The 13,006-nt window shown below is 72.0% G+C and carries 15 protein-coding genes; 13 read left to right on the forward strand and 2 right to left on the reverse strand.

What is annotated here, in order from left to right:
- Positions 1-123 precede the first annotated feature (123 nt).
- Positions 124-576 carry a hypothetical protein gene (locus EDF63_RS04735; protein ID WP_123311626.1) on the forward strand — a complete coding sequence of 151 codons (453 nt, stop codon included), beginning with the start codon at positions 124-126 and terminating at the stop codon, positions 574-576.
- Positions 577-628: 52 nt separating this feature from the next.
- Here the strand turns inward: EDF63_RS04735 and EDF63_RS04740 are convergent, their stop codons facing one another.
- Positions 629-2,104 (reverse strand): NCS2 family permease, encoded by a 1,476-nt coding sequence (locus EDF63_RS04740; protein ID WP_123311628.1) that lies wholly within the window; start codon positions 2,102-2,104, stop codon positions 629-631.
- Between the two features lie 157 nt (positions 2,105-2,261).
- Here EDF63_RS04740 and folE point away from each other — a divergent pair, with 157 nt between their 5' ends.
- The 5 genes from folE (at position 2,262) to EDF63_RS04765 (ending at position 5,912) form a co-directional block, all read left to right on the forward strand.
- Complete coding sequence (gene folE / locus EDF63_RS04745) at positions 2,262-2,873, forward strand: GTP cyclohydrolase I (RefSeq protein ID WP_123311630.1); 612 nt, start codon at positions 2,262-2,264, stop codon at positions 2,871-2,873.
- Complete coding sequence (gene folP / locus EDF63_RS04750) at positions 2,870-3,805, forward strand: dihydropteroate synthase (protein WP_123311632.1); 936 nt, start codon at positions 2,870-2,872, stop codon at positions 3,803-3,805. The genes folE and folP overlap by 4 nt, the downstream gene beginning before the upstream one ends.
- A complete protein-coding gene (locus EDF63_RS04755; protein ID WP_260232975.1) occupies positions 3,802-4,560 on the forward strand; it encodes a pyrimidine reductase family protein in 759 nt (252 codons plus the stop codon). Before folP ends, EDF63_RS04755 begins: the two co-directional genes overlap by 4 nt.
- Before the next feature lie 40 nt (positions 4,561-4,600).
- Positions 4,601-5,254, forward strand: a complete 654-nt coding sequence (locus EDF63_RS04760) for an HAD-IA family hydrolase (RefSeq protein ID WP_123311636.1) — start codon at positions 4,601-4,603, stop codon at positions 5,252-5,254.
- 115 nt (positions 5,255-5,369) lie between these two features.
- Positions 5,370-5,912: a type 1 glutamine amidotransferase domain-containing protein gene (locus EDF63_RS04765; RefSeq protein WP_123311638.1), complete on the forward strand. Its 543-nt coding sequence runs from the start codon at positions 5,370-5,372 to the stop codon at positions 5,910-5,912.
- 76 nt (positions 5,913-5,988) lie between these two features.
- Here EDF63_RS04765 and EDF63_RS04770 read toward each other — a convergent pair whose 3' ends face one another.
- Complete coding sequence (locus EDF63_RS04770) at positions 5,989-6,525, reverse strand: molybdenum cofactor biosysynthesis protein (RefSeq protein ID WP_123312216.1); 537 nt, start codon at positions 6,523-6,525, stop codon at positions 5,989-5,991.
- A 370-nt stretch (positions 6,526-6,895) separates the two neighbouring features.
- Here EDF63_RS04770 and EDF63_RS04775 point away from each other — a divergent pair, with 370 nt between their 5' ends.
- From EDF63_RS04775 to EDF63_RS04805, 7 genes are all read left to right on the forward strand, one after another.
- Entirely contained in the window at positions 6,896-8,488 is a 1,593-nt protein-coding gene (locus tag EDF63_RS04775; protein WP_395871508.1) for an AlkA N-terminal domain-containing protein, read from the forward strand.
- Positions 8,485-8,997, forward strand: coding sequence for a methylated-DNA--[protein]-cysteine S-methyltransferase (locus tag EDF63_RS04780; RefSeq protein ID WP_111083519.1), 513 nt, complete (start codon positions 8,485-8,487; stop codon positions 8,995-8,997). Before EDF63_RS04775 ends, EDF63_RS04780 begins: the two co-directional genes overlap by 4 nt.
- Before the next feature lie 28 nt (positions 8,998-9,025).
- Positions 9,026-9,286 (forward strand): type II toxin-antitoxin system Phd/YefM family antitoxin, encoded by a 261-nt coding sequence (locus EDF63_RS04785; protein ID WP_123311642.1) that lies wholly within the window; start codon positions 9,026-9,028, stop codon positions 9,284-9,286.
- Positions 9,283-9,543 (forward strand): type II toxin-antitoxin system RelE/ParE family toxin, encoded by a 261-nt coding sequence (locus EDF63_RS04790; RefSeq protein WP_123311644.1) that lies wholly within the window; start codon positions 9,283-9,285, stop codon positions 9,541-9,543. Before EDF63_RS04785 ends, EDF63_RS04790 begins: the two co-directional genes overlap by 4 nt.
- Before the next feature lie 138 nt (positions 9,544-9,681).
- Positions 9,682-10,500, forward strand: a complete 819-nt coding sequence (locus EDF63_RS04795; protein WP_123311646.1) for an alpha/beta fold hydrolase — start codon at positions 9,682-9,684, stop codon at positions 10,498-10,500.
- Between the two features lie 12 nt (positions 10,501-10,512).
- A complete protein-coding gene (locus tag EDF63_RS04800) occupies positions 10,513-11,385 on the forward strand; it encodes a hypothetical protein (protein WP_123311648.1) in 873 nt (290 codons plus the stop codon).
- Between the two features lie 133 nt (positions 11,386-11,518).
- A complete protein-coding gene (locus EDF63_RS04805) occupies positions 11,519-12,994 on the forward strand; it encodes an amino acid permease (protein ID WP_123311650.1) in 1,476 nt (491 codons plus the stop codon).
- Positions 12,995-13,006 lie beyond the last annotated feature (12 nt).

The raw sequence follows: 13,006 nt of genomic DNA on the forward strand, positions 1-13,006 counted from the left end.
TTGTTCGAACGTGTGTTCGAATGCTAGGTCGCCCGAAGCGACCCCGCAAGCGCTCGGCGAGGCGACGGCGGGTCGTGGACGATGCCGTCCGCGGGCGCAGACGCCGTCGTGTAGACGGGGAGCATGACGAACGACGATCAGGGTCCCGACGCACAGCACCAGGTCCCCGAGGGGGTGTCCGACGCCACGGTCGAGGCACTCGGCACGCTGTCCGCCGCGGTCGAGGTCATCGAGCACGCCCGCGGCCTGCTCTACGGCTTCCACCGCATGACCGGCACCGCCGACCTGAACCTCGGCGAGGCCGTCGAACAGCTCCGGGAGGCGGGGCACGCCGAACTGGCCGACCGCATCGACACGGAGCTCGTCGGCCGCAACGTCATCGCCGGCCGCTGGACGTACCAGGTCGTCGAGGACTACGACGACGGGTACTACGCCCTCGCCAAGGAGCTCGAGCGCACCGCGCGGGACGAGCTCGTGCAGGGACGCCGCCACCTGTTCGAGGCGGGCATGAAGGAGGACCGGCGGACGGGCGGTCGACGCCACCACGAGGCGACGCCGAGCGACCTGCCGGACTGAGCACGGGCCTCCCGGCCTGCTCTCGCAGACTGACCGTCCCGGCGACCTGGCCTCAGCCGACGCCGAGCAGCGCCTCGAGCGGCCCGCGCGCGAAGTACAGCAGGAAGCCCGCGGCGACGACGTAGAGCAGCCACGAGACCTCACGGCCACGGCCGGACAGCAGCTTGATGAGCACCCAGCTGATGAAGCCGGCGCCGATGCCGTTCGCGATCGAGTAGGTCAGCGGCATGACGACGATCGTCAGGAACGCGGGCAGGGCCGAGCCGAAGTCCGACCACGAGATGTCCGCCACCTGCGCCACCATGAGCGCGCCGACGACGACGAGTCCGGCCGCGGCGACCTCGAGCGGGACGACCTGCGTGAGCGGGGTGAGGAACATCGACGCCAGGAACAGCAGGCCGGTGACGACGGAGGCCATGCCGGTGCGGGCACCCTCGCCGATGCCGGCGGCGGAGTCGATGAAGACGGTGTTCGACGACACCGAGGCGCCACCACCGGCGATGGCGCCGACGCCCTCGACGACGAGCGCCGACTTCAGGCGGGGGAACGTGCCGTCGGGCTTCGCGACGCCGGCGGCCTTCGCCAGACCGGTCATGGTGCCCATCGCGTCGAAGAAGTTCGTGAACACGAGGGTGAAGACGAGCATCGACGCGGCCAACGGCCCGATGCGGCTGAACGCGCCGAACAGGTCGGCGTGGCCGACGAGCGACAGGTCGGGAAACGCGAACAGGGCGCTCGGCAGGCCGGGCGCGTTGAGGTTCCACCCGGTCTTCGAGTCGACCGAGGTCGGCACCTGGAAGATCGCCTGCAGGATGATCGCGATGATCGTGGTCGCGACGATGCCGATGAGCAGCGCACCCTTGACCTTGCGGGCCATGAGCGTGCCGATGATCACCAGGCCGATCAGGAACACGATGGTCGGCAGGGCGCCGACGGAGCCGTCCTCGCCGAGCTGCAGGGGCGGGGACGCGAGCCCGGACGAGCGCACGAAGCCGGAGTCGACGAGTCCGATGAAGGCGATGAACAGGCCGATCCCGACGGTGATCGCGGCCTTCAGCTGTGCCGGGACGGCGGTGAAGATCATCGTCCGGATCCCGGTCAACGCGAGGATCACGATGATCACGCCGTTGATGACGACGAGACCCATCGCCTCGGCCCACGTGACCTGCTGCACGACGCTGACGGCCAGGAACGAGTTGATCCCGAGGCCGGCGGCGATGCCGAACGGCAGGTTCGCGATGACGCCCATCGCGATGGTCATCAGCCCGGCGACGAGTCCGGTCGCGGCGGCGACCTGTGCGTTCTCGAGCCAACCGCCGGAGACGTCCTTGGCGGCCTGGTCGGCGCTGAACCCGCCGAGGATCAACGGGTTCAGGATCACGATGTACGCCATCGTCACGAACGAGACGAGTCCGCCTCGGATCTCACGCGGGATCGTGGATCCGCGCTTCGTGATGGAGAAGTATCGGTCGAGGCCGGTCGCGAAGCGGTTCCGGGGTGTGGTGTCGGTCTGCGGGGCGCTCACCACGAGAGTTTAAAGGACGCTGGGTTTCGGGCGTGTCACACGGACCTCACAGGTTGCGGCAGCCGGGAGGCCCGTCCCACGCCGGTCGCGCACCTCGCGCTGGGCGCCGGCTCGCGTTCTCCGGCCATGGCTGGTGTTGGATGGGTGGGTGACGTCACGCATGGACCGTGCCCGCGTCGAGGCCGCGGTGCGCGAACTCCTGCTCGGCATCGGCGAGGATCCCGATCGCCCCGAGCTCGAACGCACTCCCGCTCGGGTCGCCGACTCGTACGCAGAGTTCTTCTCCGGCATCGGGACGGACGCCGTCGCCATCGCCCGCGACGGCACCGTGCACGCCGAGGACGGTGAGCGCGGGCGACTCGTCATCGTCCGCGACGTGAAGTTCCGGTCCGTCTGCGAGCACCACCTGTTGCCGTTCCTCGGGGTCGCGCACCTGGCCTACGCGCCGGGTGACCGCCTGATCGGACTCGGCACCCTCGCCCGGGTGCTCGACGCCGTGGCCTCGCGCCCGCAGCTGCAGGAACGGCTGGGTGAACAGGTCGCCGCGACGATCGCCGAGGGGCTCGGCGCCGAGGGTGTGCTCGTGGTCCTCGACGCGCAGCACCAGTGCGTGACGACCCGCGGGGAGCGCCAGACCGGATCGACGACCGTGACGGTGGCGGCGACCGGTTCGCTGGCCGACGCCGCGGGCCGGTCCGAGGCGATCGCGCTCATCGGCGCGGGGCGTGTGACGGACACCACGCACGTGGCGAGCGACGGGGCGGACGCGTGACGGGCCTCCCGGGCCTCCCGGGCGTCGGAGGCGCAGCCGGACCCGGCTGGGTGGTGCCCGACCTGCGTGACCCGGTGCGCACGATCGGCCGCCGCACCATCGACTTCGACCACCGCATCGCCGTGATGGCGATCGTGAACCGGACCCCGGACTCGTTCCACGACCGCGGCGCCACGTTCGAGCTCGACCGGGCCGTCGAGGCCGCTGTCCGAGCGGCCGAGCAGGGTGCCGACTGGGTCGACATCGGCGGCGTGAAGTTCGCCCCCGGGCCGGAACTGCCCGCCGCCGACGAGGTCGACCGCGTCGTCCCCGTCGTCGAACAGCTCGCCCAGCAGTCCGACGTCACCATCAGCGTCGACACCTTCCGCCCCGAGGTCGCCGCGGCGGCGATCGCGGCCGGCGCGAGCGTCGTCAACGACACCACCGGCCTGTCCGACCCACGGATGGCGGCCGTCGTCGCGGACTCCGAAGCGACGATCGTCATCACGCACTCGCTCGCCGAACCCCGTCGTCCGCTCGAGGCACCGCCGCAGTACGACGACGTCACCGCGTCCGTCGTCGGGTTCCTGCGGGAGCGCGTCGACCGGGCGCTCGCCGCGGGTATCCCCGAGTCGCGGATCGTCGTCGACCCGGGCCACGACCTCAACAAGAACACCGTGCACACCCTCGAGCTCACCCGGCGGCTGCCCGAGGTCGTGGCGCTCGGCTACCCGGTGCTCGCGGCGGTGTCGAACAAGGACTTCGTGGGGGAGTCCCTCGGGCGCCCGCGCGGCGAACGCCTGGCGGGCTCGCTCGCCGTCGCGACGGTGAGCGCGATGCTCGGTGCGCGGATCGTCCGGATGCACGACGTCGCCGAGAGCGTCGACGCGATGCGCATGGTCGAGGCGACGCTCGGCTGGCGGGCACCGGTGGAATCGAGGCACAACACGTGAACCTCTTGCCCCCGTCGATCGCGGACCTGTCCGACGACGACCTGCTCGACCTGTACACCGCGGGTGCCTCGGCGCCGTGGCTGCGGGTGAACTTCGTGGCGACGCTCGACGGGTCCGCCTCGGCTGCCGGTGTCTCGGGCTCGCTCGGCGGCCCGGACGACCTGCGCGTGTTCGACCTGCTGCGCCGGGTGGCCGACGTGGTGCTCGTCGCCGCGGGCACCGTGCGCGACGAGGGCTACGGGCCGATGGTGCTGCACGACGCCGACGTGGCATGGCGTCGGGCGCACGGCATGCCCGACCACCCGGTGTTCGCGATCGTCTCGCGGTCGCTCTCGCTCGATCCTGCTTCGCGGGTGTTCACCGAGGCACCGGTCCGGGCCGTCGTCCTGACCTCCGCTGCTGCGGCTGCGTCGGAGACCGGGGTCGCGCTGTCGTCCGTCGCCGACGTCGTGCCGTGCAGCCCCGGGGCCGATCCCGGATCGGTCGACGTGTCGCTCGTCCGCGACGCACTGGTGGCGCGGGGGCTCGGCACGATCCACTGCGAGGGCGGTCCGTCGTTCCTGGGCTCGCTCATCGCCGCGGACGCCGTCGACGAGCTGACCCTGACGATCGACCCGTCGCTCGAGGGCGGTGCCGGCCCGAGGATCGCCCGCGGCGGTTCCCCGGAGCTGCGGCGGATGCGCCCAGCGCACGTGCTCCGCGGTGCGGGTGACGTGCTGCTCACCCGGTACGTCCGGGCGGAGCCGCCCGCCTGAGCCCCGGTGCCGGTCGACCGCGTCGGCTAGGGTCGGGCGCGTGATCGACATCGTGGCGTCCGGGGTCCTCTTCGACATGGACGGGACGCTCGTCGACTCGACCGCGGTGGTCGAGTCGACCTGGACCCGGTTCGGGCAGTCGCGCGGCATCGACCCGGCCGAGATCCTGGCGTTCTCGCACGGCCGCCAGGCGATCAGCACGATCCAGCACTTCCTGCCCGACCTGGACCGCGACGAGCAGCTGCGCACCGCCGCCGAACTGGTCGCCGAGGAGAGCGCGAGCAGCGAGGGCATCTCCGAGATCCCCGGCGCCGCGGCCTTCGTCGACCGGCTCCTCGCCGCGGGGGTCCCGGTGGCGCTCGTGACGAGTGCGCCGCGCGACCTGGCCAGCGGGCGGATGGCCGCCGCGGGACTGACGATGCCGACGGCGTTCGTGCCGTCCGAGGACGTCGAGCACGGCAAGCCCCACCCCGACGGGTACCTGCGCGGTGCCGCGCTGCTCGGGGTCGACGCCTCCGACTGCGTGGCGTTCGAGGACGCCCCCGCCGGCCTCGAGTCGGCCATCGCCTCGGGAGCGACCACGGTCGTCGTCGGCCCGCACGAGTCCGACGTCACGGTCGGGCTGCACCGGGTGTCGGGGTACGACGGCATCGCCGTCGAGGCAGAAGGGTCCGCTTTCCGCATCCGCGGCTGAGGGCTCGCTGCGTCCTGCGGGCACGTTCAGCGCTCCCCGACGACCCTCGGGTGTGCGGCCGGAACCACCGGGTCGCACGTGCGGCCGGAACCACCGGGCCGCGGAAGGAGCGACCATGGCAACCCTGGACGGCAAGAAGGTCCTCGTCATCGCGACGAACTACGGCGTGGAGCAGGACGAGATCGTCGTGCCCGTCGACCAGCTCCGCGAGCGCGGTGCGACGGTGACGGTGGCGGCGCAGGAGTCCGGTCCGATCGCGACCCTCGTCGGCGACAAGGACCCCGGGAAGTCCCTCGACCCGGACACCACCATCGCCGGTGTCAACGTGACCGGGTACGACGCACTCGTCGTCCCCGGCGGCACCATCAACGCCGACACCCTGCGGCAGGACAACTCGGCGGTCTCCCTCGTCACGGCCTTCGTCGAGGCGAACAAGCCGGTCGCGGCGATCTGCCACGGCCCGTGGACGCTCATCGAGGCGGGTGTGCTGCGCGGGAAGACGATCACCTCGTTCCCGTCGTTGCAGACCGACGTCCGGAACGCGGGTGCCGAGTGGGTCGACCAGGAGGTCCAGGTCGACGGCGGCATCATCACGTCGCGCAACCCCGACGACCTGCCGGCGTTCGTCGACGCGATCGAGAGCGCGCTCACCGCGTGAGCACGGTGCGCCGCCGCTGACGGCGCCGCCGCTGACGGCGCCGCCGCTGATGGCGCCTCCGCTCACGGCGCCGTCATCAGTCCAGCGCGACGGGGCGGGTCGTCCGGAGCACCGCGGGTCCGAGGGTGAGCACACCGTCGGACTCGGGATCGCACCGGACCCCGCCCCGTCCGCGCATCGCCCGGAACGCCCCCGGCGCGACCTCGTGGTCCATCCACGCGCACGGGTTCGCCGGCCGGTACCCGCGGAACAGCACGGCACCGCTGCCGGGGCTCTGCAGCGAGAACGGCTCGCCCCGGAGCGCTTCGACGTCGGCACCGCGCAGGAACACGTTCCGCCGGGTCGCCACGGGGTCGACCGGTGCGCCGAGTGACCGTGCGACGTCCTCGAGTCCCTCGAGCCCGATGACCGTCACCGAGGCGCGCACGTGCGCCCGCGCGGCGAAGTAGCGGTCGCCGACGATGCCGAGCCCGGCGCGGAGTTCGATGCGGTCCCGCAACTCGTCCGGGTCGTCCGGTCGGACCGGTACCGCGCCGTCGGCTGGCCGGCCCTCGTAACGGTGGCGGCGTGCGACGAGCAACAGCGCGATCTCGACGTCGGCCCGGAACGGCAGGCCGACGTGATCGACGCTGTCGGCGAGGTCGACGGAGCCGACCCGGTGGTCAGACGCGGCCACGTCGTCTCCGGAGGTCACCCACCCAACGCTAGCCGGGCCTCCCGGTCGACGGCGGCCCGGTCGGTGGCACGCCGGCGTCGCTGCGGCGGCGCCCGGGTTCCACGACACGCCGTGCGCGCGCCACCGAGGTTCCACGGCTGCGCGCACGGAGCGCCGACATGCCGAGATTTCGGAACCTCGAGCCGCCACGCGCCCCGCGCCGCCACGCCGCCCGCCAACGCGACGGACGCGCTTGTGCCCGCCCCGCCGCGCCGTCCGATTTCCGCCAGTCGCGGTCGGTGGTGCGTGTCAGGCTGGGCCCGTGACCATCCCCGGAACCGACCAGCTGCACGCCGAGCGCTACCGTGTCGTCGCGTCGCGCGACGCACGCTTCGACGGCCAGTTCGTCACGGCTGTGCACTCCACCGGCATCTACTGCCGCCCGAGTTGCCCGGCACGCACGCCCCGCGAGACCGGCGTCACCTTCTACCGCACGAGCGCCGCGGCGCACCTGGCCGGCTTCCGCGCCTGCAAGCGCTGCCTGCCCGAGGCGACCCCCGGCAGCCCCGAGTGGGACCTGCGCGAGGACGTCGCCGGACGCGCCATGCGCCTCGTCCTCGACGGCGTCGTCGAGCGCGACGGCGTCCCCGGGCTCGCCGCGCGGGTCGGCTACTCGGAACGCCAGCTCAACCGCATCATGACGGCCGAGCTCGGCGCCGGACCGAAAGCACTCAGCCGCGCGCACCGCGCCCAGACGGCACGCACGCTCCTGACGTCGTCGGACCTGCCCATCGCGGACGTCGCGTTCGCCGCCGGGTTCGCGAGCATCCGCCAGTTCAACGACACCGTCCGCGAGGTCTTCGCCGTCACCCCGTCCGAACTGCGTGCGCGCCGGACGCCACGGCCCACCCCGGACGGCGTACTGCACGTGCACCTGCCCGCGCGGCCGCCGTTCGACGCGCAGGGGCTCCTCGACTGGCACGCGCTGCACGCCCTGCCGGGCCTCGAACACGTGGACACCGACGACTCGGGGCGGGTCACCTCCTACGGGCGGTTGCTCGATCTGCCAGGAGGCCCGGGCTGGTTCAGCGCGTCAGCCGCGGTCTCGGGGACACCCGGCTCCACGGCCGCCGGTCGCGGCACCGGGATCGACCTGCGGGTGCGCGTCAGCGACCTGTCCGACCTGCCCACGCTCGTCGCCCGCGTCCGCTCGTACTTCGACCTCGACGCCGACCCGGTCGCCGTCGACGCCGTGCTCGGCTCCGTGCCCGAGCTGGCCGCGGCTGTGCAGCGGGTCCCCGGACTGCGGCTGCCGGGGGCGGTCGACGCGCACGAGATCGTGTTCCGCACCCTGATCGGGCAGCAGGTCTCCGTCGCCGCGGCCCGGACGGCACAGACGCGGCTCGTCGCGGCGCTCGGCGCTGCCGTGCCGGCATCGATCATGCCGGACGGCCTGCTCTTCCCGTCCGCCGCCGTCATCGCCGTCCGCGGGCACGAGGTACTGCGCGGACCGGCTGCCCGCGTCGACACGATCCTGCGGGTCGCCGCGGCGCTCGCCGACGGGTCGCTCGTGGTCGACGGCGGGCAGTCCCTCGACGAGCTGCGGGCCCGGCTGCTGGCGGTGAAGGGCATCGGGCCGTGGACCGCCGACTACGTGGCCCTCCGGGTCCGGCACCACCCCGACGTGTTCCTCCACAGCGACCTCGCGGTGCGCAACGGTGCACAGGAACTCGGACTGCCCGGAACGGCGCGTGAGCTCTCCCTATGGTCGGAGCAGGTGGCGCCCTGGCGGAGCTACCTGACGATGCACTGCTGGCGACCGATCATCGACCGCGCGATCGCGACGGCCGCCAGTGCACCAGCGCACGGCACCGGCCGTGCGCGCCGCGCAGACGACGACCCTCGGAAGGACGAACGATGACCGACGCAACCATCCAGACCCTGGACACCCCGGACGGGGCCTTCACCGTGCTCGAGGACGCGGAGGGCCGGGTCCTCGCCTCGGGCTGGACCGACTCCGTCGACCGGATCCTCGGGCGCCTCGCCGACCGGTACCGACCCAGTCGGATCGTCGACGGCACGGTCGCCGCCGCCGACGCCGTGGACGCCTTCTACTCGGGCGAGGTCGAGCACGCCATGCAGGTGCCGGTGCGACAGTTCGGTACCGACCTGTTCACCGAGGGGTGGCGGCAGCTCCGGCGCATCCCTGCCGGCGGCACCCTGACCTACACCGAGTTCGCGGGGGCGATGGGTCGTCCGGACGCCGTGCGGGCCGCAGCGAGTGTGTGTGCGAGGAACGCGCCCGCGCTCTTCGTGCCGTGCCACCGGGTGCTGCGCTCCGACGGCACACTCGGGGGCTTCGCGTGGGGCCTCGACGTCAAGCGGTCGTTGCTCGAGCGGGAGTCGGTCGGCACCACGGCGCTCGTCTGAGTTGTACAAAACGCTCTAGAATGTACAGGTGAGCGAAGTGTCGATCTCCGAAGCACGTGGCCGCCTGGCGTCGATCATCGACGACGCCCGGCACGAACCCGTCTACCTGACCCGGCGCAACAAGCGCGTCGCGGCAGTGGTGGACGCGGATGTCCTGGACCGCCTGCTCGAGGCGGCCGAGGACCTCGACGACCTGCAGGCGCTCGAGGATGCCCGGATCGAGAACGAGCGCCTGGGCGGCGAGAACGTGCAGTGGGAAGACCTCAAACGTGAGCTCGGTATGGGATGACCTACCGAGTCGAGTTCGAGCCGAACGCTGCCCGGTCCATCCGGAAGCTCCCGCCGCAGGCTCGACGACTCGTCGAGGGCGTCCTCGCGATCCTCGCCGAGGAACCACGACCCCCTGCGGCGCGCAAACTGGTGAACAACCCGGAGTGGAGGGTCCGTGTCGGCGACTACCGGCTCCTCTACCTGATCGACGACGGCCGACTCATCGTGGTCGTCGTCCGTGCCGGGCACCGGAGGGAGATCTACCGCAAGCGCTGATCGCAGTCGGATCGGTCGTCTCCCCCTGGTTGCGGGTGGTGACGTGGGAGCGCTCCGCTGTCATGCTCAGAGGACCGACCCGCCCGGTCCCTCCCGAGGACCCGACGCAGCGCCGTCGTACCCTCTCGGAAGGCCCCAATGGACCAGCACGTCGACCGCACGGTCGTCTCCGCCGACGGCACGGTCCTCGCCGTGTCCGACGCCGGGGCCGGTCCGGCGCTCGTCGTGGTCGGCGGCGCCTTCGACCACCACGGCACCCCCACGGTCGAGCGCCTGACCGGTGGACTGCGGGACCGGTACCGGGTCATCACGTACGACCGGCGTGGGCGCGGCGCGAGCGGCGACACGACCCCGTGGGCGATCGAGCGCGAGGTCGAGGACCTCGCGGCCGTCGTGGCCAGCACCGACGGACCCGTTGCCGCGCTCGGGCTCTGCGTCGGCGCGGGAGTGGTCCTGCGTGGCCTCGCCGCCGGTGTCCCGCTCGGGGGTGCCGTGCTGTGGGAGCCGCCGTACCGCGCGACGGTCGACCCGCACGCCGACGACGTCGTCTTCGCCGACCTGCTCGACGAGCACGTCGCCGCCGGCCGGCGATCCCAAGCGGTCCGGGCCTTCCTCGCGCACGTCCTGGGTGTGCCGATGGGGCAGATCTCGGCGCTGCGGCTCCGGGGAGCGCTCTGGCGGTCCCTGGTCGTCGACGCCCACGTGCTCAGCCGCGACGTGCGGGTGCTCAACGGCCTCGCGATCCCGGAGCGGGTCGCGGCAGCGGTGGGTGTGCCGGTGCTCGTCGCCGCGGGCAGCGACGGCCACGAGTGGATGCGGCACGCGGCCCGCGCGGTCGTCGAGGCCGTGCCGGGCTCGGACTACGTCGAGGTCCCCGGGCAGGGCCACGTGCCCGACCCGGTGGCGATCGGTGCCGTGCTCGACGAGTTCACCGCGAGGACGGTCACGCGGGGCTGAGAGGATGGTGCCGTGAACCAACCTCGTCTCGGTCTCCTGCTCGACGTCGACGGGCCCATCGCCAGCCCCGTCTCCCGCACCATCGCGATCCCGAGCATCATCGAGGACCTCGTCGCCCTCGCCGCCGAGGGCATCCCCGTCGTCTTCAACACCGGCCGGAGCGACGCCTTCATCCGGAGCGAGGTGGTCGGACCGCTGCTGGCCGGTGGTCTCGCCGAGGGCGGTCGCGTGCACGCCGTCTGCGAGAAGGGCGCCGTCTGGTGCTCGATCGGCCCGCAGTACGAGGGCGGCATGGGCGAGCTCACCGTCGCCGAGGACCTGGCGCTCCCGCGCGACTACGCCGACGAGATGCGCGAGCTCGTCCGCACCGACTACGCCGACCTGGTGTTCTTCGACGAGACGAAGCGCGCCATGGTGTCGATCGAGCAGCGGGTGGAAGTGCCGAACGCCACGTACCTGGCCCGTCAGCCGGAGTTCGACGCGAAGGCGATGGCGGCCCTCGAACGTCGCGGACTCGGAGTGCGGCGTCTCGACGACGTCCGACCGGACGCCGACGGCGCCGTGCAGTGGCGGATCGACCCGACGATCATCTCGACCGACGTCGAGTCCGACCGGAGCGGCAAGGACATGGGGGCCGCGCGGTCGCTCGAGCTCCTCGCGCGGGACGGCGACCTGCCGACGGCCTGGCGCACGATGGGCGACTCCCGCAGCGACTACGCGATGGCCGACTGGCTGCACGCGAACGGCCACGACGTCGCCCACGTCGACGTCCGTCCCTCGGACGGCGTGCCGACGACGCCGTACCCCGTGCTCACCGCACCCGACGGGGTGATCCACGACGAGGCCGGAGCGCGGTTCCTGCGTGACTGGCGCCGATCCGCCTGAGCCGAGCCGGGCCTCCCGGTCGCTGGCCACGATGCGCCGGACGGACGCCACGCGTCCCCGCTGTTTGCGTGCCGGGGTGGTACACCAGTAATCTCGCGGGGTCCGCCGCCCAGCCGATGACGGGATCCACCCCATGGCAACGAAGCTCCGCATCAAGTCGATCGAGGCCTCACTGGCCGACTCCGAGGAGCAGGGCCGGTCCCTGAAACGCTCCCTGAAGACGTTCGACATCGCCGCGATGGGCATCGCCGTCGCGGTCGGTGCCGGCATCTTCTCGGTCGGAGCGAACGCCGCCGCGAACTTCGCCGGACCGGGCGTCATCATCTCGTTCGTGCTCGCCGCCGTCACGTGCGGCCTGGCGATCATGTGCTACGCCGAGTTCGCCTCGACGATCCCCGTCGCCGGCTCCGCGTACACGTTCACCTACGCCACGATGGGCGAGCTGCTCGCCTGGATCGTCGGCTGGGACCTCATCCTCGAGACCCTCACCGCCAGCGCCGTCATCGCGAAGTACTGGGGCATCTACCTCAGCACCGCGTTCGGGGTGTTCGGCGTGGACCTGCCCGACACGATCCAGCTCGGCCCGATCCCGTTCACCTGGGGTCCCGTCCTGATCGTCGGCATCTTCACCGTGCTGCTCGCCTTCGGCACCCGCTTGTCGTCGCGGGTCTCGGCGGTCATCACGATCATCAAGGTCGCCATCGTCGTGTTCGTCATCGTCGCCGGTGCGTTCTTCGTCAAGGCCGCGAACTTCACCCCCTTCATCCCGCCGGCCGAGCCGGCCAAGGGTGCCGAGGGCAGCGTCTGGACCCAGTCGCTCGTGTCCTGGTTCACCGGTGCCGAGCCTGCCCAGTACGGCGTCTTCGGGCTGCTCGCTGCGGCATCGCTCGTGTTCTTCGCGTTCATCGGCTTCGACGTCGTCGCGACCAGCGCCGAGGAGACCGAGAACCCGCAGAAGACGCTGCCGCGCGGCATCTTCATCGGCCTGGGCATCGTGACACTGCTGTACGTCGGCGTCAGCATCGTCATCACCGGCATGGTCTCGTACCAGCGTCTGGCCCAGGAGGACGCGCCCTCCCTGGCGTCCGCGTTCGACATCGTCGGACTGCCGTGGGCCGCCGGCATCATCGCCATCGGCTCCCTGATCGGCCTGACGACCGTCGTGATGGTGCTGCTGCTCGGCCTGTCCCGCATCGTCTTCGCGATGAGCCGCGACGGTCTGCTGCCGCGCTGGTTCTCGAAGACGAACCCGAAGACGCAGACGCCGGTCCGTGTGCAGGTCGTCGCGGGGGTCGTCGTCGCGCTGCTCGCCGGTTTCACCGCGGTCGACAAGCTCGAGGGCATGATCAACATCGGCACCCTGTCGGCCTTCGTGCTGGTGTCGATCGGCATCATCGTGCTCCGCAAGTCGCGCCCGGACGCCCCCCGTGCCTTCCGGGTGCCGTGGTCCCCGGTGATCCCGATCCTGTCGGCCGTGCTGTGCTTCTGGCTGATGCTGAACCTCGAGGTCGAGACCTGGCTGCGCTTCGTCGTCTGGCTCGTCATCGGCTTCGCGATCTACTTCGGCTACAGCCGCCGCAACAGCCGCGTCGGCAAGGGCATGCAGTAGGGGCCCTGCGCC

This window comes from Curtobacterium sp. JUb34 (genome assembly GCF_003755065.1).
Lineage (GTDB): Bacteria > Actinomycetota > Actinomycetes > Actinomycetales > Microbacteriaceae > Curtobacterium.

Excerpts from the sequence above, each read along its gene's own strand:
- EDF63_RS04805 (WP_123311650.1), top strand. The coding sequence starts at position 11,519 with ATGGCAACGAAGCTCCGCATCAAGTCGATCGAGGCCTCACTGGCCGAC.
- EDF63_RS04795 (WP_123311646.1), top strand. The coding sequence starts at position 9,682 with ATGGACCAGCACGTCGACCGCACGGTCGTCTCCGCCGACGGCACGGTC.
- EDF63_RS04790 (WP_123311644.1), top strand. The coding sequence starts at position 9,283 with ATGACCTACCGAGTCGAGTTCGAGCCGAACGCTGCCCGGTCCATCCGG.
- EDF63_RS04780 (WP_111083519.1), top strand. The coding sequence starts at position 8,485 with ATGACCGACGCAACCATCCAGACCCTGGACACCCCGGACGGGGCCTTC.
- EDF63_RS04765 (WP_123311638.1), top strand. The coding sequence starts at position 5,370 with ATGGCAACCCTGGACGGCAAGAAGGTCCTCGTCATCGCGACGAACTAC.
- folE (WP_123311630.1), top strand. The coding sequence starts at position 2,262 with ATGGACCGTGCCCGCGTCGAGGCCGCGGTGCGCGAACTCCTGCTCGGC.
- EDF63_RS04735 (WP_123311626.1), top strand. The coding sequence starts at position 124 with ATGACGAACGACGATCAGGGTCCCGACGCACAGCACCAGGTCCCCGAG.